Raw genomic sequence first — 24,516 nt, 5'->3', positions numbered from 1 at the left:
CTGAGGCCCCCAACGGCTTCTACTGCTGTGCGCACGCCTTGGCCAGCTGCTGCTCTTCGTCGGAGAGAGTGGGGCCAGGAGTGGGCGTGGGAGAGGACTTGGACTTGCCGGACGGCGACGAGGACGGATTCGGCGTGGGGGTGGCGGTGGCCACGCGGTACGAGGCCTTGGACGCGGTCCCACCGGTGGTGGTTCCGCCTGCTTCGCCCTCGCCGGTCTTCGCGTTCTTCTCGTTCTCGGCCTTCTGCCGCTCGGCCTGCTTCTCGCATGCCGTGGCCTGTGCGGAGAGTTCGTCGATCTTGTCCTGGGCGGCTGCCAGGTCGCCTTCGGTGATCGTCTCCTCGACCTGCTTCTGCTGGTAGGGCGGCAGGTACTTGAGCGCGATCTCCGGGTGATCCTTCTCCACCTTCGACAGGTTCACCCAGGCGAGGTCCTGGTTGATGCCGCGGTAGAGCGCCACGTGGTCGTCGTTCGAGCCGACGAAGTACTGGGTCTGCGTCCAGCGGTAACCGCCGTAGAGACCACCGCCGATGACGCCGAGGGCGAGCACGATGTACAGCGATCTCTTGATCCACCTGCGGCCGCGGCGCGGCTTCACGAAGTCCTCGTCGGAGTACGCGCCGAAGTCCCCCTCGGGCGCGTAACCGGTGCTGTCGCCGCTGCCGGGCGGGCCGAACTCGCCGCCACCGCCCTGGCCCGGCACCGGCCGGCCCGAGCCGCGGCCGAGCGCCGCCGCGCGGCCCGCCGGGGTCTCCATGGCGCCGCCGTCGTGCAGCTGGTGCTGGTTCTCCGCGACGGCGCCCACGATGACCGGGGCGTCGGAGATGTGTCCGGCGAGGGTGTCCCCGCCGTCGATGTCGAGGACATCGGCGACGATCACGGTGATGTTGTCCGGGCCGCCGCCGCGCAGGGCCAGCTGGATCAGGTCCTGGACCGTCTCCTGCGGGCCCTGGTAGCTGGCGAGGGTCTCCTCCATCGTCTGGTGGGAGACGACGCCGGACAGGCCGTCGGAGCAGATCAGGTACCGGTCGCCGGCCCGCACCTCGCGGATGGAGAGGTCCGGTTCGACGTGGTCGCCGCTGCCCAGCGCCCGCATGAGGAGGGACCTCTGCGGGTGCGTGGTGGCCTCTTCCTCGGTGATGCGGCCCTCGTCGACGAGGCGCTGCACCCAGGTGTGGTCCTGCGTGATCTGTGTGAGCACGCCGTCGCGCAGCAGGTACGCGCGCGAGTCGCCGACGTGGACGAGGCCGAGCCGCTGGCCGGTCCACAGCAGGGCGGTCAGGGTCGTCCCCATGCCCTCCAGCTGCGGGTCCTCCTCGACCATCATGCGCAGCTGGTCGTTGGCCCGCTGCACGGCGGTGCCGAGCGAGGTCAGGATGTCGGAGCCGGGCACGTCGTCGTCGAGCGCGACGATGGTGGAGATCACCTCGGAGGAGGCGACCTCACCGGCGGCCTGGCCGCCCATGCCGTCGGCGATCGCGAGGAGCCGCGGACCGGCGTAACCGGAGTCCTCGTTGCCCTCGCGGATCATGCCCTTGTGTGATCCGGCGGCGAAGCGCAGTGACAGACTCATGCGCACCTGCCCCGTCGATTCCGACTCCGGGTACATCCGCACGGTGCCCACCCTCCGGTCGGGAGCGTGCCGGTGTCCCGGTCCGGGACAACCGCGTCGGCTCGCTCGCTCCGCTCGCGCCTAATCATGATGTAGCACTACTTCCGCAGCTCGATGACGGTCTTGCCGATGCGGATCGGTGCACCCAGGGGGATCGGCGTGGGGGTCGTCAGGCGGTTCCGGTCGAGGTACGTGCCGTTCGTGGACCCGAGGTCCTCGACGATCCACTGGCCGTCCCGGTCCGGGTAGATCCGGGCGTGCCTGCTGGACGCGTAGTCGTCGTCCAGCACGATCGTGCTGTCGTGCGCGCGGCCGAGCGTGATGGTCTGCCCCTGGAGGGCGACCGTGGTGCCCGTGAGGCTCCCCTCGGAGACCACCAGTTTGCTCGGGGCTCCGCGCCGCTGGCGGCCCCCCGCCTGCTGTTGGCGCTGCTGTTGCTGCGGCGGCGTGGCCGCCTGGCGTGCGGTCTGCTGCTGGCGTCCGCTGTCACGGCGCGAGCCGCGCGCGGTGACGCGCGTGCCGAACAGATCGCTGCGGATGACCTGTACGGCCACGATCACGAACAGCCACAGAACGGCCAGGAAACCCAACCGCATGACCGTCAGGGTCAGCTCTGACATTGCCCCCGCTTCACCCTTCGGCTTGCCGGTAAACGATGGTGGTTTGGCCCACGACGATCCGCGAGCCGTCGCGGAGCGTAGCGCGGGTCGTGTGCTGGCCGTCCACCACGATCCCGTTCGTGGACCCGAGGTCCTGGATCGTGGAGGGGGTGCCGGTGCGGATCTCGCAGTGCCGGCGCGAGACGCCGGGGTCGTCGACCCGCACGTCGGCCTCCGTGGAGCGGCCGAGCACGAGGGTGGGGCGGGAGATCTGGTGGCGGGTGCCGTTGATCTCGATCCAGTGCCGGACGCGGGTGCCCGGCAGCGGGCCCGCCGCGGCGGCGGGCCGGTGTGCGGCCGGGGCCTGTGCGGGCCGCCCGGGGGGCGGCGCCGACGGCATCGGCGGGGCGGCCGCGGGCGGGTAGCCGTAGCCACCGGGCGTCTGCGGCCGGCCGGCCGCGGGGCGCTCGGGTCGCTCGGCCCGCTCGGGCTGCGCCTGGCTGGTGGAGGAGGCGAGGGTGCGGCTGCGCACCCGGTACAGACCCGTGTCCAGGTCGTCCGCCTTCTCCAGGTGCACCTTGATGGGACCCATGAAGGTGTACCGCTGCTGCTTCGCGTAGTCGCGCACCATGCCGGACAGCTCGTCGCCGAGCTGTCCCGAGTACGGGCTCAGGCGCTCGTAGTCCGGTGCGCTGAGCTCCACGATGAAGTCATTGGGGACGACGGTCCGCTCGCGGTTCCAGATCGTCGCGTTGTTGTCGCACTCGCGCTGCAGCGCTCCCGCGATCTCGACGGGCTGCACCTCGGACTTGAAGACCTTCGCGAAGGTGCCGTTGACCAGACCTTCGAGACGCTGCTCGAACTTCTTCAGGACTCCCATGGGGCACCTCCTTCTTCGTAGCTGTCCTGCTTGCCGTGGCTGTCGCGCTCTCGTGCTTCGTCGTACTGCTTACTGATCGTATCCACGCGTCGGGAAATCGGCTGGTTCCCCCTGTCCGCCCGGTCGACGAGTGTCGACGCTCACAGACTGCTCCGGGGCCCCTGCTGCGGACCCTCCTGAGAGGGATCGTAGAGGTGGCCTCCGGACAGTGTCCCGTACGCGGCTGTGGAGCGGTCGGGGTCCGGCAAGGCCGCGACCGGACTGTGGCCGGCGCACGGCACATCGGTGCCGCCGCCCCATGGTGGGGGGTGACGGCGACCTGCGTCGGGTGCCCGTCGGATGCCCGCGGAATCGGATGTGAATCCACCCCTGGCAGCGTGCTAATCTTCTGCATGTCGGAAGGCGCCGGGCCCACAAGGGCAAGGAGCCGGAGGACACACCCAATGCGCGGGTGGCGGAATAGGCAGACGCGCTGGATTCAGGTTCCAGTGCCCGAAAGGGCGTGGGGGTTCAACTCCCCCCTCGCGCACAGCGAAAAGCCCCGCAGATCTTCGGATCTGCGGGGCTTTTGCGTTGCCGCACGCAGGGGCGTGCGGCCGTCCACGGGGGCATGCGGGGGCGTACGCGCGCGTGAGGCGCCACGGGTCGACGGACCCGTGGCGCCTCTGTGGGTTATGTCACCTTCAGGCGGCGACGCGGGTGGCCGTGGCCTTGCCCTTCTCCTGCGCGTCCTGGAGGGCCTTCTCGCGGGAGGCCTCGAAGAGGGGGACGAGCTCGGACATGGCCGGGTTCGTCGGCGCCATGGTCAGCTCCGGGACGATGAAGTCGAGGTCGAGCTGCAGGGTGTCGCGCAGGGTGGCGGCCAGGAAGTTCTGGACGTACTCCATGCCCTCGCGCGGGGTGCCCGGCGCGTAGGAGCCGCCGCGGCTGGCGACGACGGTGACCGGGGTGCCCTTGGCGGCCGGGGCGTCGACGCCCGCGGTGCGGCCGAACAGGATCACGTTGTCCAGCCACGCCTTCAGCGTCGACGGGATCGAGTAGTTGTACATCGGGGCGCCGATCAGGATCGCGTCCGCGTTCTCCAGCTCCTCGATGAGCTGCACGCGCGCGGCGAAGGCGGCGGCCTGCTCGGGCGTGTGGGCGTCCGCGGCCGTGAAGCCGGCGAGGTGGGCGTCGGCGGTGATGTGCGGCACCGGGTCCGCCGCCAGGTCGCGGTAGACGACCGTGCCCTCGGGGTGCTGCTCCAGCCAGGCGTTGCGGAAGGCCTCCGTCACGGGGCGCGAGGACGAGGCGGGACCGGAGAAGACCGAGGAGTCGAGGTGCAGCAGGGTGGCCATGGGGGGTGTCTCCCGAAGTATCGGCTATAGATGAGTACGTAGCTAGTAATAGCACAGGTACTTACTTTTTTTCATCACCGTACGAGAAACCAGTACCCTGGACCCATGGCGGGCAGCGAGCAGGACAGGAAGCGGGCGGACGCGTGCGGCGCGGAGGCTCCCGCGGTGCACACCCCTGAGGCGTGCTCGACGGTCGACATCGGCATGACCAGGGTCTTCGGGCTGCTCGGCAAGCGCTGGACGGGGCTGATCGTGGCCGCGCTGATCCAGCGGCCCGTCCACTTCGCCGATCTGCGCCGAGCCATCCCCGGCATCAGCGAACGCATGCTCTCCGACCGGCTCACGGAGCTGAGCACCGTCGGGCTCGTCCTGCGCCAGGTCGACGAGGGGCCGCCGCTGCGGGTCTCCTACCGGCTCACCGAGGCGGGGGCGGCGCTGAAGCCGTCGCTGGACGAGCTGGGGGACTGGGCCGCGAAGTACCTGGGGGCCGAGGGCGGGACGTGCCCGGAGGAGTTCCGGAAGTAGACCGGCGAGACCGGCGAGACCGGCGAGACCGGCGAGACCGGGGAGACCGGGGAGACCGGCGGCCGGGCGGCGAAGTTGTGCACAGGCCGTGGGTTTTCCACAGGGTCCGGCGGAGCTTCGCGGGCGGCGGTACGGTCGTGGCCGGTTCGAGCAGCGGTGTGGTGTGCACGTGTCCCGCAGGGGACGGGGGGAGGCGATCGGCATGGGCGGAATCGGCGATGTGGTGGCGCTGCCGAGGCAGGGCGACGGGGGCGTCCGTGGCCCGCGGGTGCCGCGGGTGGACGGGTTCGCGGAGGTCCTCGCGGAGACGGCGCACAGGGAGTCCCCGAAGGCGGCCGGCAAGGCCCTGCGCGGGGACGTCCCGAGGTCGGCGCACGCCTCCTTCGAGCCGGACGCGGGGCGGCCCGACGCGGTGACCGCCGTCGAGGAGTCCAACCGCGGCCGGATCGCGGAGCTGACCCCGATCCGGGTCGGGCGGATGGCCGCGACCCCCTTCGCCTTCCTGCGCGGCTCCGCCGGACTGATGGCGTACGACCTGGCGCGCACCCCGCTGACCGGCATCGGCGCCCAGATCTGCGGTGACGCCCACGCCGGCAACTTCGGTCTGTACGGCGACGCCCGCGGCGGCCTCGTCATCGACCTGAACGACTTCGACGAGACGGTGCACGGCCCTTGGGAGTGGGACGTGAAGCGGCTCGCGACCTCGCTGGTGCTCGCCGGCCGGGAGGCCGGGGCCGACGAGGACACGTGCAGGAAGGCGGCGCACGACGCGACGGGTGCCTACCGGCGCACCATGCGGCTGCTCGCGAAACTGCCCGCGCTGGACGCGTGGAACGCGATAGCGGACGAGGAGCTCGTCTCGCACACCGACGCCCACGATCTGCTCGGCACGCTGGAGCGGGTCTCGGAGAAGGCGCGGAACAACACCAGCGGCCGGTTCGCCGCCAGGTCCACGATCGCGGTGGAGGGCGGCGGGCGGCGGTTCGTGGACGCGCCGCCGGTGCTGCGGCGGACGTCCGACCAGGACGCTGCCGCCGTCGCCGGCTCGCTGGGGGCCTATCTGGCGACCCTGACCGAGGACCGGCTGCCGCTGCTCGGGCGGTACGCGATCCACGACGTGGCGTTCCGGGTCGTCGGCACCGGGAGCGTGGGGACCAGGTCGTACGTGGTGCTGCTCCTCGACCACCGCGGTGAGCCGCTGGTGCTCCAGGTGAAGGAGGCGCGGCCGTCGGTCCTGCTGCCGCATCTGCCGGCGGTCGGCTTCACGCCGGGACCGGTCGCGCACGAGGGGCGGCGGGTGGTCCTCGGGCAGAAGCGGATGCAGGTGGTCAGCGACTTCCTGCTGGGCTGGACCTCGGTCGGTGAACGGCCCTTCCAGGTGCGGCAGTTCCGCAACCGCAAGGGCAGCGTCGACCCGGCCGCGCTCGCCGCCGACCAGCTGGACGACTACGGGCGGATGACCGGCGCCCTGCTCGCCCGCGCCCATGCCCACAGCGCGGATCCCCGGCTGATCGCCGGGTACTGCGGGAAGAACGAGGAGCTGGACGAGGCCGTCGCGTCGTTCGCGGTGGCCTACGCGGACCGCACCGAGGCGGACCACGGGGAGCTGGTGCGGGCCGTCCGGGAGGGGCGGGTGGCCGCGGAGGCGGGGGTCTGACGGCACGGGGCCGAGGGCGGGGCACCGGTCGACGCCGGATCGCCCCTGCCGGACCGTGCCCTACGCTGGACGGGTGACGACCCCGGAGACCGACGACGTGGCAGAGCAGCCCGAGGAGCAGCCTCGGGAGCGGCTCAAGGACCAGCTGAAGGAACGGATCGAGCGGTCTCGGGAGCAGCGGCAGGAGCGGCCCGAGGAGCGCCTGGAGCGGGCGGTGCGCGCCGCCGAGCAGGCGCTGATCGAGTTCGAGATCGCCGTGGAGACCTTCCGGGTCGAGGTGGAGAACTTCTCGCGCCTCCACCACCAGAAGCTCGGCCCGATGTACGCCCGGCTCGACGAGCTGGAGGCGCTGATCGCCGAGGCGACGGCGGAGCGCACCGGGGACCCGGAGGACCGCAGCCGGGCCGACGAGGCGCGGGCGCGGGTGCTGCCGATGCCCGGTGTCGAGGAGCTGTTCCACGGGTGGATGGACGGGGACGGACTGTTCCCGGAGGCCGTCGCGATGCTCACCGACCAGCAGGTGCGCCCGCCGCAGCGGGTGCGGCCCAGCGAGGAGGCCCGCAAGCTCTACCGCGAGCTGGCACGCAAGGCGCACCCGGACCTGGCCCAGGACGAGAAGGAGCGGGAGCGGCGCGACGAGTTCATCTCGCGGGTGAACGCGGCGTACGCGCGCGGCGACGAGCCCCTGCTGCGGGAACTGGCCGAGGAGTGGGCGGCGGGTCCGGTGCCGCCGGAGCGGGAGCCCTCGCCGAGCGAGGAGCTGTACGCCCGGCTCGACTGGCTGGCCCAGCGCAAGGAGCTGCTGACGGCCGTGGCCCGGGAGCTGGAGGAGGGCGCGATCGGCTCGATGCTGCGGATGGCGCCGGACGACCCGGACAAGCTGCTCGACGAGATCGCCGAGCAACTGCTCGCGCAGGTCGCCGAGCGGGAGGCCGAGCTGGAGCGGATCACCGCGGGCTGAGCGCGGCGGGCGGTCGGGTAGCGTCGGGGGCATGGTCTTTGGTTCTGGTGTGCCCACGGTCGGAGTCGACGAGCTCAAGGAAGGCGACTTCCTGCTCGACGTGCGGGAGAACGACGAGTGGCACGCGGGTCACGCCGCGGACGCGCTGCACATTCCGATGAGCGAGTTCGTGGCGCGGTTCGGCGAGTTCACCGAGGCGGCCCCGCAGGACGCCCGGGTCAATGTGGTGTGCCGGGTCGGCGGGCGCTCCGCCCAGGTCACGGCCTATCTGGTGCAGCAGGGCATCGACGCGGTCAACGTCGCGGGCGGCATGCAGGCGTGGGAAGCGGCCGGCCGCCCCGTCGTGGACGACGAGGGACAGCCGGGCGCCGTCGTCTGATCCGGACCGCTCAGCCCAGGGGATGGGCGGCGAGCAGATCGCCGAGTGCCTCCTCGTGGGCGGCGGCCGGGCCGAGCGAGAGCTCCAGGTGCTTGGCCCAGGCGTGGTAGCGGTGCAGTGGGTAGTCCGTGTCGGCGCCGAAGCCGCCGTGCAGGTGCTGCGCGGTCTGGACGACCCGGCGGACGCCGTCGGACGCCCAGCTCTTGGCGACCGCGACGTCACCGGCGACCGGCAGCGCGCCGCCCGCCCCGGTGCTGAGCCGCCAGGCCGCCTGCCACAGGGTGGCCTCCATGGCGCGCAGATCGATGTAGCGGTCGGCGGCCTGGACGGCGACGGCCTGGAACGTGGCGATCGGATGCCCGAACTGCTCGCGCTTGCCCGCGTAGTCGCTGGTCATCTTCAGCACCCCCTCGCCGAGGCCGAGCGCCAGCGCGCAGGTGCCGGTGGCGAGCAGATCGTGCAGCCGGGGCCAGGCCGCGGCGTCGTCGACGAGGTGCCGGTCGTCCAGGTGCACACCGTCCAGACGCAGTTCGGCGAGGCGCTCGCCGGTCGTGGAGATCTGCTCGGTGAAGGTGAGCCCCGGCAGGTCCTCGCCCCGGCCCGGACCGGGCAGGACCGCCAGTACCGGGGCGCCGTCACCGGTGTGCGCGGGGACGAGGACGCGGTCGGCGCCCCAGGCCCACGGCACCGCCGTCTGCACCCCGTCCAGGACCCAGCCGCCCGTCCCCGAGGCGCCCTCGCGGCGGGCGGTCACCGTCAGTTCGGCCGGGTCGTGTCCGGTACGGCCCGCCGCCGCCACGGTCAGGGCGAGACGGCCGTCGGCCGCGCGGGGGAGGATCTCCCGCTTCAGCTCCTCGCCGCCGTACGCCTCCACGGTCGCCGCCGCCGCGCTGTGCTCCAGGAGCGGGATGCGGGCGAGGACCTTCGCGGATTCGCGCAGCACCAGACAGAGCGCGATGGCGTCGAGTCCGGCGCCGCCGTGCTCGGGCGTGATGAGCAGGCTGAGCAGATCGGCGTCGGCGGCCTTGGACCACAGCGCGCGGTCGAAGTCCTCGGCCACGGCGCCGGCGGTGAGCGAGGGACTGGGCACGCTGTCGGGCGCGACCGGTGTGAACACCGCCCGCGCCGCCTCGACCGCCGCCTGTTGCTCCTCGGAGAAGGTGAAGTCCACCGGCTGTCCTCCCGTTCCTGCTCGGCTCCCTGACCCCCAGCGGGATCTGACGGAGCGTCAAGATAGAACAGGTTCTACGAGAAGGGAACAGGCGCAGGCGCGCCGCGGTCAGGCGGGTCAGCGGTCGAAGTCGAGCTCCACCTTCTCCGTGGTCGGACGGGACTGGCAGGCCAGGACGTACCCCGCGTCGGTCTCCTCCGGTTCGAGCGCGAAGTTGCGGTCCATGCGCACCGAGCCCGAGACGAGGAAGGCGCGGCACGTGCCGCAGACTCCGCCCTTGCAGGCGTAGGGCGCGTCCGCCCGGTTGCGCAGCACCGCGTCCAGCAGGGACTCGCCGTCCCGCACCGGCCAGCTGCCGGACCGTCCGTCGAGCTGCGCGGTGACCGTGCTGTGCGCGGGGGCCGAGGCCGGGGCGACGGCGGGCCGGTCGGTGTCCGGGCCGCCGTCCACATGGAAGATCTCCTCGTGGATGCGGGTCCGCTGCACTCCGAGGCCGCGCAGTGCCCGCTCGGCGCCCTGCACCAGGCCGAAGGGACCGCACAGGAACCAGCCGGCGATCCGCTCCACCGGCAGCAGCGCGGGCAGCAGCGACGTCAGCCGCTCCTGGCCGAGCCGCCCCGAGACCGGGCCCGCCTGCTGCTCCTCCCGGGAGAGGACGGTGACCAGCTGGAACCGGTCCGGGTAGCGGTCCTTCAGGTCCGCGACCTCCTCCAGGAACATCGTCGAGGCGGAGGTCCGGTCGCTGCGGATCAGACAGAAACGGGCCGCGGGCGCCCGCTCCAGGAGCGTCGTCGCGATGGAGAGCACCGGGGTGATGCCGCTGCCGCCGACCACCGCCGCGTAGTGCCCGGGGGCCGGGTCGAGGGTGAAGCGGCCGGCCGGGGTCATCACCTCCACCTCGTCCCCCACCGCGATCTCCTTGTGGGCGTACGTGGAGAACGCGCCGCCGTCGACCAGGCGCACGCCGACCCGCAGGGTGCGCGGGGCACCGTCGGCGGGGGCGGCGGAGCAGATCGAGTACGTACGGCGAACCTCCGCGCCGTCCACGGTGCGGCGCAGCGCGAGGTGCTGGCCCGGGGCGTGCCGGTACCGCTCGCGCAGCTCCTCGGGGACGGCGAAGGTCAGCGCCACCGAGTCGTCGGTGAGCCGGTCGACCGCCGTGACCCGGAGCCGGTGGAAGCGGGCCCGCGCGGGTGCTGCCATCACAGCTCCTTGAAGTGGTCGAAGGGTTCGCGGCAGTCGAGACAGCGGCGCAGCGCCTTGCAGGCGGTGGAGGAGAACCGGCTGAGCAGTTCGGTCTCGGCCGATCCGCAGTGCGGGCAGGCCACCGGCTCCGCGCTCACCGGTCCGGTGACGGACCCGGTGGTGTGCCGGGTCGCTCCGAGCGCCACGGGGACCGGGCCGGCGGGGGCGCGGGTGGTGCGCGGGGGCGCGATCCCGAACTCCCGCAGCTTGCGGCGGCCTTCGGGGCTGATGTCGTCGGTGGACCAGGCCGGGGAGAGGACCGGGCGGACGGTGACCTCGGGGATGCCGTGCTCGTGCAGGACCCGCTCGATGTCGGCCGACATGGCCTCGATCGCGGGACATCCGGTGTACGTCGGGCTCAGCTCGACCTCGACGCGGCCCGGGCCGAGGGTGTGCACGGCGCGCAGCACACCCAGCTCCTCCAGGGTCAGCACGGGCAGCTCGGGGTCGGGCACCGAGCCCGCGACACGCAGCAGCTCGGTCTCCAGCGGGGTGAGCGGCGCGGTCACCATGTCGCCCCCGGGTGGCTGCGGTGCAGGTGCTGCATCTCGGCGAGCATCCGGCCGAACGGCTCGGTGTGCAGGCCCTGACGCCCCGCTCCCGCGCTCCAGCCACCGCTCTGCGGGCCCTCGGGGACGGCGAGCGTCGCCTCCCGCAGGACGTCGGTGACCGCCTCCGTCCAACCGGCGCGCAGCTCGTCCCAGTCGAGCTCCACTCCCGGAAGCGGCTGGAACATCTCGCCGGTGAAGCGCCAGAGCGCCTCGACCGCGCGCCGCATGCGCGCGTGGCTCTCCTGCGTGCCGTCGCCGAGCCGCAGCGTCCACTGCCGGGCGTGGTCCCGGTGGTAGGCCACCTCCTTGACCGCCTTGGCGGCCAGGGGGGCGAACTCGCCCTCGCCGTCGGCCAGTCGGCCGTACAGAAGGTGCTGGTACGTGGAGAAGAACAGCTGGCGGGCGATGGTGTGGGCGAAGTCGCCGTTCGGCTGCTCGACCAGCTGGAGATTGCGGAAGTCGCGCTCCTCGCGCAGGTACGCCAGCTCGTCCTCGTCGCCGACCGTGCTCAGCAGGACGCGGGCCTGGCCGAGCAGGTCCAGCGCGATGTTCGCCAGCGCGACCTCCTCCTCCAGCACCGGGGCGTGGCCGGCCCACTCCCCCAGGCGGTGCGAGAGCACCAGGGCGTCGTCGCCGAGGGCCAGGGCGGCAATCGTGCCGCCGGCCTGCGAGGGCTGCGTCCGCTGCGTCACAGGTGCTTCACCCCTTCCGGGATCTCGTAGAACGTCGGGTGCCGGTACGGCTTGTCCGCCGCCGGTTCGAAGAACGGGTCCTTCTCGTCGGGCGAGGACGCCGTGATCGCCGTGGACGGGACGACCCACAGGGAGACGCCCTCGCCGCGGCGGGTGTACAGATCCCGGGCGTTGCGCAGGGCCAGCTCCGCGTCCGGGGCGTGCAGGCTGCCGGCGTGGGTGTGGGCGAGACCGCGGCGGGAGCGGACGAAGACCTCCCACAGGGGCCACTCACCGGCGCCGCCGGGCGCCTTCGGGGTCTCGCTCATGCTGCCCTGCCTTCTCGGGTCGGTGCCGGATCCGTGGTGGTGTGCTTGGCCGCGTGGGCCGCGGCGGCCTCGCGGACCCAGGCGCCCTCGTCGTGGGCGCGCCTGCGCTGGGTGATCCGCTGTTCGTTGCACGGGCCGTTGCCCTTGAGGATCTCCTTGAACTCCGACCAGTCGATCGGGCCGAAGTCGTGCTGTCCGCGCTCCTCGTTCCACACCAGGTCCGGGTCGGGGAGGGTCAGACCGAGGGAGGCGGCCTGCGGGACGCAGATGTCGACGAAGCGCTGCCTCAGCTCGTCGTTCGAGTGGCGCTTGATCTTCCAGGCCATCGACTGGGCCGAGTGCGCCGACTCGTCGTCGGGCGGGCCGAACATCATCAGCGACGGCCACCACCAGCGGTCCACCGCGTCCTGCGCCATCGCGTGCTGGGCCTCGGTGCCCCGGCTGAGGGCGAGCAGCAGCTCGTACCCCTGGCGCTGGTGGAAGGACTCCTCCTTGCAGACCCGGACCATCGCGCGGGCGTACGGGCCGTACGAGCAGCGGCACAGCGGGACCTGGTTCGTGATCGCCGCGCCGTCCACCAGCCAGCCGATCGCGCCGACGTCGGCCCAGGTGAGCGTCGGGTAGTTGAAGATCGAGGAGTACTTCTGGCGGCCGCTGTGGAGCTTGTCGAGCAGCTCGTCGCGGCTGGTGCCCAGGGTCTCGGCCGCGCTGTAGAGATACAGCCCGTGCCCCGCCTCGTCCTGCACCTTCGCCATCAGGATCGCCTTGCGGCGCAGGGACGGTGCGCGCGTGATCCAGTTGGCCTCCGGCTGCATGCCGATGATCTCGGAGTGCGCGTGCTGCGCGATCTGCCGTACGAGCGTGGCGCGGTAGGCGTCGGGCATCCAGTCGCGGGGCTCGATGCGCTCGTCCGCGGCCACCGCCGCGTCGAACACCGCCTGGAACTCCGCGGCGCGGTCGGCGCTGCCGGTGCTCTCGGTGCTCTTCACGTGGTGCGGGGCTGCTGTCGCCATTCCCGGTTCCCCTCGAACTCGGCTGCCGATGACGAGCCGGTCCGGCGCGGCCGGGCCGCCGTCCGCTCCCGACCGATCGTTCGGTTCGTCGAGTTCAATGGTGGGACCCGGCGCCGTAGGGTGTCAACCCTGAATGACCCGGCCTGTGGATAACCTCGGCCGCCTGTGCTTCGGGGCCGCTCCCCAGTACCGTGCCGGTGCGCCGCACCCGCGGGTCGACGGCGCGGAATCGGTTCGGCGGTGGACGGGCCGGGAGACGACGGGACCGGGACGGGGAACGGGGAACAGTGATGAAGACCGAAGCAGGCGCTGCGGGCGAGGCCGACGGGCCCGCACCGGAGCCGCCGGCCGGACCGCCGCCCGGAGGCGACGCGCCGCCGCCCGACGGGACGCACGAACCGTCCGCGCAGCAGCCCCGGCGCCAGGGCTTCGCCGCGCTCTCCCCGGTGAGCCAGGTCGCCGCCTCACTGGCCCTCGCGGGCATCGCCGTCGTCGCGTGCGTGCACATCCTGATGGTGTTCCTGCACGTCGCCCCGTCGAACACGATCACCAAGCGGCACGGCAAGGCGGTGGACGAATGGGTCTACCCCGAGTTCGAGCAGAACTGGAAGCTGTTCGCCCCCAACCCGCTGCAGCAGAACATCGCCGTCCAGGCCCGCGCCGAGGTGCGCGGCTCCGGCGGGGAACAGCGCACCACCGGCTGGTACGACCTGTCCGCCCAGGACGGCGCCGCGATCAAGGGCAATCCGCTGCCCAGCCACACCACGCAGAACGAACTGCGCCGCGCCTGGGACGTCTACCTCGGCTCGCACGACGCGCAGAACCGGTCGACCGGTCTGCGGGGCACGCTCTCCGAGCAGTACCTGCGCCGCATCCTCGTGCTCCGCTTCGACCGGCTCGGCGTCGCCGGCAAGGGCGACGTGATCGAGCGCGTCCAGATCCGCTCCCGGTCGGTCACGATCGCGCCCCCGAAGTGGAGTGACGAGAAGGTGAACCAGAAGCCGGTCTACCGGCAGCTGTCCTGGTGGACGGTGACCTCGCGCGACGCGCCTCTCGACAGCGGCACGCACGTGCGCGCGCAGGACCGGACGGACGGTGCGCGATGAGCGGCTTCCAGCGGAACGCGGCGGCGGAGCACGCCGAGCACCGGAACGGCGAGAGCCTGGGGCAGCGCGCCTCCCGGGCGGTGAGCAGCGGCATCGAGCGGGTCACCGCGTCCGCGCTCGGCCCCTACCAGAGCGCCGTGGTCCGCATCGGGTTCTCGGCGACCTGGCTGCTGTTCCTGCTGCGCGAGTTCCCGCACCGGCGGGAGATGTACGGCCCCGACGCCCCGTGGAGCTGGGGCATGGCGCAGCAGCTGATCTCGAACAACGACGCGTTCACCGCGCTGATGTGGTCGGACAGCCGGGTGTGGTTCGAGTTCGTCTACGGCGTCGCGGTGCTCGCCTCCGTCCTGCTGCTCCTGGGCTGGCGCACCCGCGTCATGTCGGTCCTGTTCATGATCGGCGTGCTGTCGCTGCAGAACCGCAGCGTGTTCATGGGGGACGGCGGCGACAACGTCATCCACCTGATGTCGATCTATCTGGTCTTCACCCGGTGCGGACAGGTGTGGTCGCTCGACGCGCGCCGCGCGGCACGCGCGCGTGCGGGCGGGTTCGGTTCGCCGGGAGTGGACCTGGCCGGGCCCGTCCTGTGGTGGGTGATCGGGCTCGCGCTCTCGACGATCACCTTCACGGGCAGAGTGAGCTTCGGCTGGCTGCTCTTCTTCTGGGGGCTGTGGGTCGTCCAGGGGCTGTGGTGGTTCGCCGACCGCCGCTCCGAGCGCGGTGAGGCGCGCCAGTTGTTCGACGTCGTCGCCAACCTCGCCCACAACGCGGCCCTGTTGATCATCATGGTCGAGGCGTGCCTGATCTACGCGACGGCCGGCTGGTACAAGATCCAGGGTGGCCGCTGGCAGGACGGCACCGCGGTCTACTACCCGCTCCACCTGGACTACTTCTCGCCCTGGCCCGCCCTGGGCGATCTGCTCAGCGCGTTCGGCCCGATGGTGATGCTCGTGACGTACGGGACCGTCGCCGTCCAGGTCGCCTTCCCGTTCACCGTCTTCAACCGCAAGATGAAGAACGTGCTGCTGGTCTTCATGATCACGGAGCATGTGTTCATCGCGGTCGTGCTGGGCCTGCCGTTCTTCTCGCTCGCGATGATCGCCGCCGACGCGGTGTTCCTGCCGACGTCCTTCCTGCGACGGGTCGGCGGCTGGGCCGCACGCGCGCGTGAGCGTGCGGTCGGTGGGCGCGCGGGCGGGGACGCGGCGGTGCCGGAGCAGCGTCCGGCGCAGGACGCCGAGCCGTCGGCGGTGCGCACGTAGGCTTCCTGCCATGAGCAAGGCGAGCACGGCGGACGGGCACAGCGGACTCCACGGGGGCGCCGACGGCGCCGAGGAGGCCGTACGGGCCTGGCGGCGCGCCGCCGACGACGCGGTGCTCCTCGACGGCTTCCACGCCCTCAAGCACGCCCTGCGCTTCGGCGCCGACGTCCGCGTCGCGCTCGCCGCCGACAAGGCGGCGGCGGGCGCCCTGGCCGACGACCTCGCGCCCGATGTCGCCGAGGACCTGGCCGCGCGGCTCGTGGAGGTGCCGGGCGACGTGCTGCGCTCGCTCGTGCCCCGGCTGCACCCCACCGGGGTCGCCGCGCTGGCCGGCCGCCCCGCGCGCGCCGGGAACCTGGCCGCGATCGGCCGGACGGGACGCACCACCCCGGTGATCGTCCTCGACGAGCCGCGCAACCTCGGCAACGCGGGCGCCGTCATCCGGCTGGCCGCCGGGTACGGGGCGGCCGGTGTCGTCACGACGGGCAGCCTCGACCCCTGGCACCCCACCGTGGTCCGGGGCGGGGCCGGGCTGCACTTCGCGACCGCCGTGGAGCGGCTGACCGTCGGCGAACTGCCCGACGGGCCGCTGTACGCGCTCGATCCCGAGGGCGCCGACATCCGCGGCCTGACGCTGCCGGACGACGCGCTGCTCGCCTTCGGGTCCGAGCGCAGCGGCCTCTCCGACGCACTGCGCGCGCGGGCCGACCATCTGGTGTCCCTGCCGATGCGGCCCCAGGTCTCCAGCTACAACCTGGCCACCAGCGTCGGCATGACCCTCTTCCACTGGAGCGCGCACAGCACGCAGGCGCCCTAGACGCCGTCGCGGCGGACCTCCACCACCCGGAAGCGGTTCGCCACGAAGGCGCCGTCGCACAGGGCCGCGTTCGCCGCCGGGTTGCCGCCCGAGCCGTGGAAGTCGGAGAACGCCGCCGTCTGGTTCACGTACACCCCGCCCGTCAGGTTGAGCGAGAGCTGGGCGCACTCCTCCAGGCAGACCTCCTCGACGGCCCCGGCCACGTCGTCGGACGTGGTGTACGCGCCGACCGTCATGGCGCCCTTCTCGCGCACCGTGCGCCGCAGCAGCTCCAGGGCGCCTGCGGTGGAGTCGACGGCGACCGCGAAGGAGACCGGGCCGAAGCACTCGCTCATGTAGGCCGCCTCGGCGTCGGGCTTCGCGCCGTCCAGCTTCACGATCACCGGGGTGCGCACCACGGCGTCGGGGAACTCCGCGTTCGCCACCTCCCGCGAGGGCAGGGCGACTTCACCGAGTCCGGACGCCGCCTCCAGACGGGCCTTCACGTCGGGGTTCACGAGCGCGCCCAGCAGCGCGGTCGCCCGCGCGTCGTCGCCGAGGAGGCCGGCGACCGCCGCCGCGAGGTCCGCGACCACCTCGTCGTACGACTTCGGGCCCGCGTCGGTGGTGATGCCGTCGCGCGGCACCAGCAGGTTCTGCGGGGTGGTGCACATCTGGCCGCTGTACAGGGACAGCGAGAACGCCAGGTTCGCCAGCATGCCCCGGTAGTCGTCCGTGCTGTCGATGACGACCGTGTTGACGCCCGCCTTCTCCGTGTAGACCTGCGCCTGGCGGGCGTGGGTCTCCAGCCAGTCGCCGAAGGCCGTCGAGCCCGTGTAGTCGACGATCCTGATCTCGGGGCGGACGGCGAGGGTCTTCGCGATGCCCTCGCCGGGCCGCTCGGCGGCGAGCGCCACCAGGTTCGGGTCGAAGCCCGCTTCGGCGAGCACCTCGCGGGCCACCTGGACGGTGAGCGCGAGCGGCAGCACCGCGCGCGGATGGGGCTTCACCAGCACCGGATTGCCGGTGGCGAGGGAGGCGAACAGGCCCGGGTAGCTGTTCCACGTCGGGAACGTGTTGCAGCCGATCAGCAGCGCGATCCCGCGCCCGACCGGGGTGAACTCCTTGGTCAGCAGCAGGGGATCGCGCTTGCCCTGGGGCTTGGACCACTGCGCCGTGTCCGGGGTGCGCACCTGCTCCGCGTACGCGTACGCCACCGCCTCCAGGCCGCGGTCCTGCGCGTGCGGGCCGCCCGCCTGGAACGCCATCATGAACGCCTGGCCGCTGGTGTGCATGACCGCGTGCGCGAACTCCATCGTGCGGGCGCTGATCCGGGCCAGGATCTCCAGACACACCACGGCCCGCAGCGCGGCGCCCGCCTCCCGCCACGCGCGCAGGCCCGCGCGCATGGCGGGCAGCAGCACGTCGACGTCCGCGTGCGGATACGTGATCCCCAACTCGATCCCGTACGGCGAGACTTCACCGCCGACGAAATCGTCCGTGCCGGGCTGGCCGAGATCGAGACGGGTGCCGAGCAGGGCGTCGAAGGCGGCCTTGCCCTCGGCCATGCTCAGGCTGCCGCCCTCCTCCCCGCCGTAGGCCTTCGGGTGCTCCGGGTGCGGGGACCAGTACGCGCGCGTGCGGATGGTGTCCAGCGCCTGGTCCAGGGTGGGCCGGTGCTGAGCGATCAGATCGTGCGCGGTGCTTGCGGCGGCGGCCATGGCGGACCAACTCCTCCTCGGTGCCGGCTCCTCGTCGAGCCGGCGGGCCGGTTGGGACCGGGCGGTGCGGGGCTGGGCGACGACGACCAGCAAGAGTTAGAGTAACCGAACGATCGGTCGGGACAAGGGGGCGGCGAAAAGCTGTGGAAAACCCGCCCATCGAGCCCCGGAGGCCCGGAGCGGACGCACGTACGGGAGGATCACGCCATGACTGCACATGACCGCCTCGTCGGCGTGGTCGGCACCGGCACCATGGGTCAGGGCATCGCCCAGGTCGCGCTCACCGCGGGCCATCCCGTCCGGCTGTACGACGCCGTGCCTGGCCGGGCCCGCGCGGCCGCCGAGTCGATCACCGCGCGGCTCGACCGGCTCGTCGAGAAGGGGCGCATGAGCGCCGAGGAGCGCACGCTCGCCGTCGCGCGCCTCAAGCCCGCGCAGACCCTCCACGAGCTGGCCCCCGCGGCCCTCGTCGTCGAGGCCGTCCTGGAGCAACTGGACATCAAGCAGGAGCTCTTGCGCGAGCTGGAGGAGATCGTCGGCGAGGACTGCCTGCTCGCCACGAACACCTCGTCCCTGTCCGTGACGGCGATCGGCGGCGCGCTGCGCGTCCCCGGGCGCTTCGTCGGACTGCACTTCTTCAACCCGGCGCCGCTGATGCCGCTGGTGGAGGTCGTCTCCGGCCACTCCACGGACGTCACCGCGGCCACGCGCGCGTACGAGACCGCCCGCGCCTGGGGCAAGACCCCGGTGGCCTGCGCCGACACCCCCGGCTTCCTGGTCAACAGGATCGCGCGGCCCTTCTACGCGGAGGCGTTCGCGGTCTACGAGGAGCAGGGCGCCGATCCCGCCACCATCGACGCGGTGCTGCGCGAGAGCGGCGGCTTCAAGATGGGCGCCTTCGAGCTCACCGACCTCATCGGCCAGGACGTGAACGAGGCGGTCACCCGCTCCGTGTGGGAGGGCTTCTTCCAGGACGCGAAGTTCCGGCCGTCCCTGGCCCAGCGCCGGCTCGTCGAGGCGGGACGCCTCGGGGTCAAGTCGGGCCAGGGCTGGTACGCGTACGGGGACGGCGCCGAGGACGACGACCGGGCCGAACCGCACACCGCCGCCCCGGCCGCGCCGCCCGCGCACGTGACCGTCGAGGGCGATCTGGAGAACGCGGGCGAGCTGATCGCGATGATGCGCGCGGCGGGCATCGAGGTCACCCAGGAGGACGAGGACAAGGGCACCCGCATCGTGCTGCCCGGGGGCGGCCAGCTGGTGCAGACGGACGGACAGACGTCCATCGAGTACCGGGACGTCGTCTACTTCGACCTGGCCCTCGACTACCGCTCCGCCACCCGCATCGCGCTGGCCACCTGCCAGGACGGCAATCCGCGCACCCTGCGCGAGGCCGTGGGGCTCTTCCAGGCGCTCGGCAAGGAGGTCAGCGTCATCGGGGACGTCCCCGGCATGATCGTCGCCCGCACGGTCGCCCGGATCATCGACCTGGCGCACGACGCCCTCGCGCGCGGGGTGGCCACCGAGGAGGACATCGACACCGCGATGCGGCTCGGCGTCAACTACCCCCTCGGCCCCTTCGAATGGAGCCGCAAGCTGGGCCGGACCTGGGCCTGCGGCCTGCTGGAGGAGCTGCGCGACCGGGACCCCTCCGGGCGCTTCGCACCCTCTCTCGCCCTGCTCAGGCACTCGTACGACCCCAAGAAGTGGGAGGGCTCCGCGTGACCACAGCACGGCGCGACACCTACACCCCGCAGTCCCTGCTCGCGGTCGCCGTGACCGTCTTCAACGAGCGCGGCTACGACGGCACGTCCATGGAGCACCTGTCCAAGGCGGCCGGCATCTCCAAGTCGTCGATCTACCACCACGTGACGGGCAAGGAGGAGCTGCTGCGCCGCGCCGTCACCCGGGCGCTCGACGGCCTCTTCGGCATCCTCGACGAGCAGCCCGCGCGCGAGGGGCGGGCGGTCGAGCGCCTGGAGCACGTCACCCGGCGCATGGTCGAGGTGCTGACCGCCGAACTTCCCTACGTGACCCTGCTGCTGCGGGTGCGCGGGAACACCGCCACCGAGCGCTGGGCGATGGAACGGCGCAGGGAGTTCGACCACCAGGTCGCCGCGCTGCTCAGGGCGGCCGCCGCCGACGGTGACGTGCGGGGCGACATCGAGGTGCGGCTCGCGACCCGGCTCGTCTTCGGAATGATCAACTCCATCGTGGAGTGGTACCGGCCCGGCCGCGGTGAGCTGGACAGCGCCGAGGTGGCGGAGGCCGTCGCGAAGCTGGTCTTCGAAGGACTGCGCAAAGAGGGCTGAGCGGGGGCTCAGACGTCCGCGGGGCCCGGGTCCCCGGCGGCGCCCGCGTCGAGGGTCTCCTCCTCGAAGACCAGCAGCGTGCGGGTGCTGAGGACCTCGGGGATGGACTGGAGCTTGGTGAGGACCAGTTCGCGCAGGGCCCGGTTGTCGCGGGTGTGCACCAGGATCAGCACGTCGAAGTCGCCGCTGACCAGGGCGATGTGCGCGGCCTCCGGCATCCGGCGCAGCTGCTCGCGGACCGTCCGCCAGGTGTTCTGGACGATCTTGAGGGTGATATACGCGGACGCGCCCTGACCTGCGCGTTCGTGGTCGACGCGGGCACCGAAGCCACGGATGACCCCGTCGTCGATGAGGCGGTTGATCCGCGCGTAGGCGTTCGCCCGTGACACATGGACGCGCTCGGCCACGGAGCGTATCGACGCGCGGCCGTCGGTCCGGAGCATCTGCAGGATGTCGCGGTCGATGGAGTCCAGGGGCCGGGCCCCGGAGCCGTCGGCCATTTGTTCAGATGCCATGTGCCCCCGCCTCCCTACCATGGACGTACTGCATTCATCTCAGGCTGTGGAGAACCGATTGTCCACAGCCTGGAGGGGCCTGTAGCCAAAATGTGCCGACGACCGAACAATCGGTAGGTGAGGCGGGTCACATCCGACGCGCCAGCGAACCGCTCCCACGAGGAGGTGTCGTCATGACGGTCATGGAACAGCGGGACTCCCGCACCGCACCCGTTCCGCCGCCCGCCTGGCAGCCCCGCACGGACCCCGCGCCGCTGCTGCCGGACGCGGAGCCGTACCGGGTCCTGGGCACCGACGCCGCCGCGCAGGCCGATCCAGGGCTGCTGCGCCGGTTGTACGCGGAGGTGGTGCGCGGCCGCCGGTACAACGCGCAGGCGACGGCGCTGACCCGCCAGGGCCGCCTCGCCGTGTACCCGTCGACGACCGGCCAGGAGGCGAGCGAGGTGGCCGCCGCGCTGGTCCTCCAGGAGCGCGACTGGCTCTTCCCCAGCTACCGCGACACCCTCGCCGCCGTCGCCCGGGGCCTCGACCCCGTGCAGGCGCTCACGCTGCTGCGGGGCGACTGGCACACCGGTTACGACCCGCGTGAGCACCGCATCGCACCGCTGTCCACGCCGCTGGCGACCCAGCTGCCGCACGCCGTGGGCCTCGCGCACGCCGCCCGGCTCAAGGGCGACGACGTGGTGGCGCTCGCCATGGTGGGCGACGGCGGCACCAGTGAGGGCGACTTCCACGAGGCGCTGAACTTCGCCGCCGTGTGGCAGGCCCCGGTGGTCTTCCTCGTCCAGAACAACGGGTTCGCCATCTCCGTGCCGCTCGCCAAGCAGACCGCGGCGCCCTCCCTGGCCCACAAGGCCGTCGGGTACGGGATGCCGGGCCGCCTGGTCGACGGGAACGACGCGGTGGCGATGTACGAGGTGTTGGGCGACGCGATCGCCCGCGCGCGTGAGGGACACGGTCCGACGCTGGTGGAGGCCGTCACGTACCGCATGGACGCGCACACCAACGCCGACGACGCGACGCGCTACCGCACCGACGCCGAGGTCGAGATCTGGCGGGCGCACGACCCGATCCTCCTCCTGGAGCGCGAGCTGACCGGGCGCGGGCTCATCGACGAGGCCGGCATCCGGGCCGTGCGCGACGACGCGGAGACCATGGCCGCCGGGCTGCGCGAGCGCATGAACCAGGACCCGGTGCTCGACCCGATGGACCTGTTCGGCGACGTGTACGCCGAGCGGACCTCGCAACTGCGCGAGCAGGCGGCCCAGTTGCGGGCCGAGCTCGACGCCGAGGCCGAAGGGGGCCAGGCATGACCACGGTCGCGAAGCCACCCGCCGCCAAGCCCGCGAAGCCCGCCACCATGGCGCAGGCGCTGGGCCGGGCCCTGCGCGACGCCATGGCCGAGGACCCGGCCGTGCACGTCATGGGCGAGGACGTGGGCACCCTGGGCGGTGTCTTCCGGATCACCGACGGGCTCGCCAAGGAGTTCGGCGAGGACCGCTGCACCGACACCCCGCTGGCCGAGGCGGGCATTCTCGGCACCGCCGTGGGCATGGCGATGTACGGGTTGCGGCCGGTCGTGGAGATGCAGTTCGACGCGTTCGCGTACCCCGCCTTCGAACAACTGGTGTCGCACGTCGCGCGGATGCGCAACCGCACGCGCGGCGCCCTGCCGATGCCCCTCACCGTGCGCATCCCCTACGGCGGCGGCATCGGCGGCGTCGAGCACCACAGCGACTCCTCCGAGGCGTACTACATGGCGACGCCCGGCCTGACCGTCGTCACCCCGGCCACGGTCGCGGACGCGTACGGCCTGCTGCGGCAGTCGATCGCCTCGGACGACCCGGTGGTGTTCCTGGAGCCCAAGCGGCTCTACTGGAGCAAGGACACCTGGAACCCCGAGCAGCCGGCGGACGTTGAACCGATCGGCACGGCAGTGGTCCGCCGCCGCGGGACCGGTGCCACGCTGATCACGTACGGACCGTCGCTGCCCGTCTGCCTGGAGGCGGCCGAGGCGGCCCAGGCGGAGGGCTGGGACCTGGAAGTGATCGACCTGCGCTCGCTGGTGCCGTTCGATGACGCCACGGTGGCCGCGTCCGTGCGGCGCACCGGGCGCGCGGTCGTGGTGCACGAGTCCGGGGGCTTCGGCGGTCCCGGCGGGGAGATCGCGGCCCGGATCAGCGAGCGGTGCTTCCACCATCTCCAGGCGCCGGTGCTGCGGGTGGCCGGGTTCGACATCCCGTACCCGCCGCCGATGCTGGAGCGGCACCACCTGCCCGGCGTGGACCGGGTGCTCGACGCGGTGGCGCGACTGCAGTGGGACCAGTGAACATGGGACCCGTGACAGGGCCGGCGAGGGGTCCGGTGAGGGACGGTGGGCTGATGGCGCAGGTGCTGGAGTTCAAGCTGCCCGACCTCGGGGAGGGACTCACCGAGGCGACGATCGTGAGCTGGCTGGTGAGCGTCGGTGATGTGGTCGCCGTCGACCAGCCGGTCGTGGAGGTGGAGACCGCCAAGGCGATGGTGGAGGTGCCGTGTCCCTACGGGGGCGTGGTCACCGCCCGCTTCGGCGACGAGGGGACCGAGCTGCCGGTCGGGGCCGCGCTGCTGACGGTCGCGGTCGGCGCCGAGGGCGCGGGTGCCGCGGCCGGCGGAGCCGCTCCGGCGGCCGCCGCGCCCGTGCAGAACGGCGCGGCCGGGGAGAAGTCCGGCGCGTCGGGGAACGTGCTGGTGGGGTACGGGACCAGCGCGGCGCCCGCCCGCCGCAGGCGCGTGCGGCCCGCGGTGGCGACCGGGGGCGCGGTGCCCGAGCGGCGCGAGCCTCCGCGTGCCGGGTCCGCCGCCGTGCCGACCGCCGTTCCGGCCGCCGAACCCGTCGCGGGGCCGGTCGCCGTGATCTCGCCGCTCGTGCGCAGGCTGGCGCGGGAACACGGCCTCGATCTGAGCCGGTTGACCGGCTCGGGGCGCGACGGGCTCATCCTCCGCTCGGACGTGGAGCGGGCGGTGACGGAGCGTTCCGCCACCCCGACGGCCACCACCGTCCCGGCAACACCGGCAACACCGGCAACACCGGCAACACCGGCAACACCGGCAACACCGGCAACGCCAGTCACCCCGACAGCCCCGAACGCCCCGCAGGGCCACCGCACTCCCCTGCGCGGCATCCGCGGAACCATCGCCGACAAGCTGTCCCGCAGCCGTACCGAAATACCCGACGCCACCTGCTGGGTGGACGCCGACGCCACGGAACTGCTGCTCGCGCGCGCGGCGATGAACGCCGCGACCGGTCCGTCCGCCGGACCCAAGATCTCCGTCCTGGCGCTGCTGGCCCGGATCTGCACGGCGGCCCTGGCCCGCTACCCGGAGCTGAACGCCACGGTGGACACGGCCCGCCGCGAGATCGTCCGGCTGGACGAGGTGCATCTCGGGTTCGCCGCGCAGACCGAGCGCGGCCTCGTCGTCCCCGTCGTACGGGACGCCCACACGCGGGGTGCCGAGTCGCTGAGCGCCGAGTTCGCGCGGCTCACCGACAAGGCCAGGACCGGGACCCTGACGCCGGCGGAACTCACCGGCGGCACCTTCACGTTGAACAACTACGGGGTGTTCGGGGTCGACGGCTCCACGCCGATCATCAACCACCCCGAGGCGGCCATGCTCGGCGTCGGCCGGATCGCGGCCAAACCCTGGGTGCACGGAGGGGAGCTGGCGGTCCGCCAGGTCGTCCAGCTCTCCCTCACCTTCGACCACCGGGTCTGCGACGGCGGTACGGCGGGCGGTTTCCTGCGGTACGTGGCGGACTGCGTGGAACAGCCGGCGGTGCTGCTGCGCACCCTCTGACCGGCCGCGCGTCGCCGAGTCGGTGTCCCCCGGGGTG

General features: G+C 72.6%; 24 protein-coding genes and 1 tRNA gene. 13 read left to right on the top strand and 12 right to left on the bottom strand.

The annotated features are described in order from the left end of the window. Positions 1-19 precede the first annotated feature (19 nt). From ABT127_RS15310 to ABT127_RS15300, 3 genes are all read right to left on the bottom strand, one after another. Positions 20-1,573 (bottom strand): Stp1/IreP family PP2C-type Ser/Thr phosphatase, encoded by a 1,554-nt coding sequence (locus ABT127_RS15310; protein WP_351449264.1) that lies wholly within the window; start codon positions 1,571-1,573, stop codon positions 20-22. 137 nt (positions 1,574-1,710) lie between these two features. Continuing rightward, a complete protein-coding gene (locus ABT127_RS15305; RefSeq protein ID WP_351449262.1) occupies positions 1,711-2,232 on the bottom strand; it encodes an FHA domain-containing protein FhaB/FipA in 522 nt (173 codons plus the stop codon). A gap of 10 nt (positions 2,233-2,242) precedes the next feature. Further along, the gene (locus ABT127_RS15300) at positions 2,243-3,091 is read right to left on the bottom strand and encodes an FHA domain-containing protein (protein WP_351449259.1); all 849 of its coding nucleotides are present in this window, start codon (positions 3,089-3,091) and stop codon (positions 2,243-2,245) included. 445 nt (positions 3,092-3,536) lie between these two features. On the opposite strand from ABT127_RS15300, the gene ABT127_RS15295 reads away from it, so the two are divergent. Continuing rightward, positions 3,537-3,620 (top strand) — tRNA-Leu (locus ABT127_RS15295). Between the two features lie 154 nt (positions 3,621-3,774). On the opposite strand, the gene ABT127_RS15290 is transcribed toward ABT127_RS15295, so the two are convergent. Further along, on the bottom strand, positions 3,775-4,428 hold the full coding sequence (locus tag ABT127_RS15290) for an FMN-dependent NADH-azoreductase (protein ID WP_351449256.1): 654 nt from the start codon (positions 4,426-4,428) through the stop codon (positions 3,775-3,777). A gap of 204 nt (positions 4,429-4,632) precedes the next feature. Between ABT127_RS15290 and ABT127_RS15285 the strand changes: the two genes are divergently transcribed. From ABT127_RS15285 to ABT127_RS15270, 4 genes are all read left to right on the top strand, one after another. After that, positions 4,633-4,953 (top strand): winged helix-turn-helix transcriptional regulator, encoded by a 321-nt coding sequence (locus ABT127_RS15285; protein ID WP_351449871.1) that lies wholly within the window; start codon positions 4,633-4,635, stop codon positions 4,951-4,953. 202 nt (positions 4,954-5,155) lie between these two features. Further along, positions 5,156-6,610 carry a DUF2252 domain-containing protein gene (locus ABT127_RS15280; RefSeq protein ID WP_351449254.1) on the top strand — a complete coding sequence of 485 codons (1,455 nt, stop codon included), beginning with the start codon at positions 5,156-5,158 and terminating at the stop codon, positions 6,608-6,610. Positions 6,611-6,755: 145 nt separating this feature from the next. Next, the gene (locus tag ABT127_RS15275; RefSeq protein WP_351449868.1) at positions 6,756-7,571 is read left to right on the top strand and encodes a J domain-containing protein; all 816 of its coding nucleotides are present in this window, start codon (positions 6,756-6,758) and stop codon (positions 7,569-7,571) included. Positions 7,572-7,602: 31 nt separating this feature from the next. Further along, on the top strand, positions 7,603-7,950 hold the full coding sequence (locus tag ABT127_RS15270; RefSeq protein ID WP_351449251.1) for a rhodanese-like domain-containing protein: 348 nt from the start codon (positions 7,603-7,605) through the stop codon (positions 7,948-7,950). A 10-nt stretch (positions 7,951-7,960) separates the two neighbouring features. Here the strand turns inward: ABT127_RS15270 and ABT127_RS15265 are convergent, their stop codons facing one another. The 6 genes from ABT127_RS15265 to paaA all read right to left on the bottom strand — a co-directional run bounded on the left by ABT127_RS15265 (position 7,961) and on the right by paaA (position 12,930). Further along, a complete protein-coding gene (locus ABT127_RS15265) occupies positions 7,961-9,121 on the bottom strand; it encodes an acyl-CoA dehydrogenase family protein (protein WP_351449249.1) in 1,161 nt (386 codons plus the stop codon). A 117-nt stretch (positions 9,122-9,238) separates the two neighbouring features. After that, the gene (gene paaE, locus ABT127_RS15260) at positions 9,239-10,324 is read right to left on the bottom strand and encodes a 1,2-phenylacetyl-CoA epoxidase subunit PaaE (protein ID WP_351449247.1); all 1,086 of its coding nucleotides are present in this window, start codon (positions 10,322-10,324) and stop codon (positions 9,239-9,241) included. Beyond that, entirely contained in the window at positions 10,324-10,878 is a 555-nt protein-coding gene (gene paaD / locus ABT127_RS15255; protein WP_351449245.1) for a 1,2-phenylacetyl-CoA epoxidase subunit PaaD, read from the bottom strand. The genes paaE and paaD overlap by 1 nt, the downstream gene beginning before the upstream one ends. Next, positions 10,872-11,609 (bottom strand): 1,2-phenylacetyl-CoA epoxidase subunit PaaC, encoded by a 738-nt coding sequence (paaC, locus tag ABT127_RS15250; protein ID WP_351449242.1) that lies wholly within the window; start codon positions 11,607-11,609, stop codon positions 10,872-10,874. Before paaC ends, paaD begins: the two co-directional genes overlap by 7 nt. Next, positions 11,606-11,917, bottom strand: a complete 312-nt coding sequence (gene paaB, locus ABT127_RS15245) for a 1,2-phenylacetyl-CoA epoxidase subunit PaaB (RefSeq protein WP_351449240.1) — start codon at positions 11,915-11,917, stop codon at positions 11,606-11,608. The genes paaC and paaB overlap by 4 nt, the downstream gene beginning before the upstream one ends. Further along, positions 11,914-12,930 (bottom strand): 1,2-phenylacetyl-CoA epoxidase subunit PaaA, encoded by a 1,017-nt coding sequence (gene paaA / locus ABT127_RS15240; RefSeq protein WP_351449237.1) that lies wholly within the window; start codon positions 12,928-12,930, stop codon positions 11,914-11,916. The genes paaB and paaA overlap by 4 nt, the downstream gene beginning before the upstream one ends. Positions 12,931-13,220: 290 nt before the next feature. Between paaA and ABT127_RS15235 the strand changes: the two genes are divergently transcribed. The 3 genes from ABT127_RS15235 to ABT127_RS15225 are packed head-to-tail and all read left to right on the top strand — an operon-like array spanning position 13,221 to position 16,115. Continuing rightward, on the top strand, positions 13,221-14,036 hold the full coding sequence (locus ABT127_RS15235) for a DUF5819 family protein (RefSeq protein ID WP_351449235.1): 816 nt from the start codon (positions 13,221-13,223) through the stop codon (positions 14,034-14,036). Continuing rightward, the gene (locus ABT127_RS15230) at positions 14,033-15,298 is read left to right on the top strand and encodes an HTTM domain-containing protein (protein ID WP_351449233.1); all 1,266 of its coding nucleotides are present in this window, start codon (positions 14,033-14,035) and stop codon (positions 15,296-15,298) included. Before ABT127_RS15235 ends, ABT127_RS15230 begins: the two co-directional genes overlap by 4 nt. Positions 15,299-15,308: 10 nt before the next feature. After that, a complete protein-coding gene (locus ABT127_RS15225; protein ID WP_351449230.1) occupies positions 15,309-16,115 on the top strand; it encodes a TrmH family RNA methyltransferase in 807 nt (268 codons plus the stop codon). On the opposite strand, the gene paaN is transcribed toward ABT127_RS15225, so the two are convergent. After that, complete coding sequence (paaN, locus tag ABT127_RS15220; protein WP_351449227.1) at positions 16,112-17,815, bottom strand: phenylacetic acid degradation protein PaaN; 1,704 nt, start codon at positions 17,813-17,815, stop codon at positions 16,112-16,114. The genes ABT127_RS15225 and paaN overlap by 4 nt on opposite strands. Before the next feature lie 207 nt (positions 17,816-18,022). Here paaN and ABT127_RS15215 point away from each other — a divergent pair, with 207 nt between their 5' ends. Together ABT127_RS15215 and ABT127_RS15210 are read left to right on the top strand one after the other, a co-directional pair. Further along, the gene (locus tag ABT127_RS15215) at positions 18,023-19,540 is read left to right on the top strand and encodes a 3-hydroxyacyl-CoA dehydrogenase (protein WP_351449224.1); all 1,518 of its coding nucleotides are present in this window, start codon (positions 18,023-18,025) and stop codon (positions 19,538-19,540) included. Next, positions 19,537-20,127: a TetR/AcrR family transcriptional regulator gene (locus tag ABT127_RS15210; RefSeq protein WP_351449221.1), complete on the top strand. Its 591-nt coding sequence runs from the start codon at positions 19,537-19,539 to the stop codon at positions 20,125-20,127. The genes ABT127_RS15215 and ABT127_RS15210 overlap by 4 nt, the downstream gene beginning before the upstream one ends. Positions 20,128-20,135: 8 nt before the next feature. Here ABT127_RS15210 and ABT127_RS15205 read toward each other — a convergent pair whose 3' ends face one another. Further along, positions 20,136-20,642, bottom strand: a complete 507-nt coding sequence (locus ABT127_RS15205; protein ID WP_351449219.1) for an Lrp/AsnC family transcriptional regulator — start codon at positions 20,640-20,642, stop codon at positions 20,136-20,138. Positions 20,643-20,815: 173 nt separating this feature from the next. Between ABT127_RS15205 and pdhA the strand changes: the two genes are divergently transcribed. Genes pdhA through ABT127_RS15190 form a run of 3 tightly spaced genes read left to right on the top strand, consistent with a single transcriptional unit; the run spans position 20,816 to position 24,479 of the window. Further along, on the top strand, positions 20,816-21,955 hold the full coding sequence (pdhA, locus tag ABT127_RS15200; RefSeq protein WP_351449217.1) for a pyruvate dehydrogenase (acetyl-transferring) E1 component subunit alpha: 1,140 nt from the start codon (positions 20,816-20,818) through the stop codon (positions 21,953-21,955). Next, on the top strand, positions 21,952-22,971 hold the full coding sequence (locus ABT127_RS15195) for an alpha-ketoacid dehydrogenase subunit beta (RefSeq protein ID WP_351449214.1): 1,020 nt from the start codon (positions 21,952-21,954) through the stop codon (positions 22,969-22,971). The genes pdhA and ABT127_RS15195 overlap by 4 nt, the downstream gene beginning before the upstream one ends. 53 nt (positions 22,972-23,024) lie before the next feature. Further along, positions 23,025-24,479 (top strand): dihydrolipoamide acetyltransferase family protein, encoded by a 1,455-nt coding sequence (locus ABT127_RS15190; RefSeq protein WP_351449211.1) that lies wholly within the window; start codon positions 23,025-23,027, stop codon positions 24,477-24,479. The last annotated feature ends 37 nt before the right edge of the window (positions 24,480-24,516 follow it).

Origin of the sequence: Streptomyces sp. NPDC001904 (genome assembly GCF_040297005.1) — a bacterium.
Lineage (GTDB): Bacteria > Actinomycetota > Actinomycetes > Streptomycetales > Streptomycetaceae > Streptomyces.
Note: the sequence above shows the minus strand (reverse complement) of the source record. Positions and strands in the feature narration are given on the sequence as shown.

What these genes read in the sequence shown, in the direction of transcription:
- ABT127_RS15310 (WP_351449264.1), bottom strand. Translation starts at nt 1,573, where the DNA reads ATGAGTCTGTCACTGCGCTTCGCCGCCGGATCACACAAGGGCATGATC.
- ABT127_RS15305 (WP_351449262.1), bottom strand. Translation starts at nt 2,232, where the DNA reads ATGTCAGAGCTGACCCTGACGGTCATGCGGTTGGGTTTCCTGGCCGTT.
- ABT127_RS15300 (WP_351449259.1), bottom strand. Translation starts at nt 3,091, where the DNA reads ATGGGAGTCCTGAAGAAGTTCGAGCAGCGTCTCGAAGGTCTGGTCAAC.
- ABT127_RS15290 (WP_351449256.1), bottom strand. Translation starts at nt 4,428, where the DNA reads ATGGCCACCCTGCTGCACCTCGACTCCTCGGTCTTCTCCGGTCCCGCC.
- ABT127_RS15285 (WP_351449871.1), top strand. Translation starts at nt 4,633, where the DNA reads ATGACCAGGGTCTTCGGGCTGCTCGGCAAGCGCTGGACGGGGCTGATC.
- ABT127_RS15280 (WP_351449254.1), top strand. Translation starts at nt 5,156, where the DNA reads ATGGGCGGAATCGGCGATGTGGTGGCGCTGCCGAGGCAGGGCGACGGG.
- ABT127_RS15270 (WP_351449251.1), top strand. Translation starts at nt 7,603, where the DNA reads ATGGTCTTTGGTTCTGGTGTGCCCACGGTCGGAGTCGACGAGCTCAAG.
- paaE (WP_351449247.1), bottom strand. Translation starts at nt 10,324, where the DNA reads ATGGCAGCACCCGCGCGGGCCCGCTTCCACCGGCTCCGGGTCACGGCG.
- paaD (WP_351449245.1), bottom strand. Translation starts at nt 10,878, where the DNA reads ATGGTGACCGCGCCGCTCACCCCGCTGGAGACCGAGCTGCTGCGTGTC.
- paaB (WP_351449240.1), bottom strand. Translation starts at nt 11,917, where the DNA reads ATGAGCGAGACCCCGAAGGCGCCCGGCGGCGCCGGTGAGTGGCCCCTG.
- paaA (WP_351449237.1), bottom strand. Translation starts at nt 12,930, where the DNA reads ATGGCGACAGCAGCCCCGCACCACGTGAAGAGCACCGAGAGCACCGGC.
- ABT127_RS15235 (WP_351449235.1), top strand. Translation starts at nt 13,221, where the DNA reads ATGAAGACCGAAGCAGGCGCTGCGGGCGAGGCCGACGGGCCCGCACCG.
- ABT127_RS15230 (WP_351449233.1), top strand. Translation starts at nt 14,033, where the DNA reads ATGAGCGGCTTCCAGCGGAACGCGGCGGCGGAGCACGCCGAGCACCGG.
- ABT127_RS15225 (WP_351449230.1), top strand. Translation starts at nt 15,309, where the DNA reads ATGAGCAAGGCGAGCACGGCGGACGGGCACAGCGGACTCCACGGGGGC.
- paaN (WP_351449227.1), bottom strand. Translation starts at nt 17,815, where the DNA reads ATGGCCGCCGCCGCAAGCACCGCGCACGATCTGATCGCTCAGCACCGG.
- ABT127_RS15215 (WP_351449224.1), top strand. Translation starts at nt 18,023, where the DNA reads ATGACTGCACATGACCGCCTCGTCGGCGTGGTCGGCACCGGCACCATG.
- ABT127_RS15205 (WP_351449219.1), bottom strand. Translation starts at nt 20,642, where the DNA reads ATGGCATCTGAACAAATGGCCGACGGCTCCGGGGCCCGGCCCCTGGAC.
- pdhA (WP_351449217.1), top strand. Translation starts at nt 20,816, where the DNA reads ATGACGGTCATGGAACAGCGGGACTCCCGCACCGCACCCGTTCCGCCG.
- ABT127_RS15195 (WP_351449214.1), top strand. Translation starts at nt 21,952, where the DNA reads ATGACCACGGTCGCGAAGCCACCCGCCGCCAAGCCCGCGAAGCCCGCC.
- ABT127_RS15190 (WP_351449211.1), top strand. Translation starts at nt 23,025, where the DNA reads ATGGCGCAGGTGCTGGAGTTCAAGCTGCCCGACCTCGGGGAGGGACTC.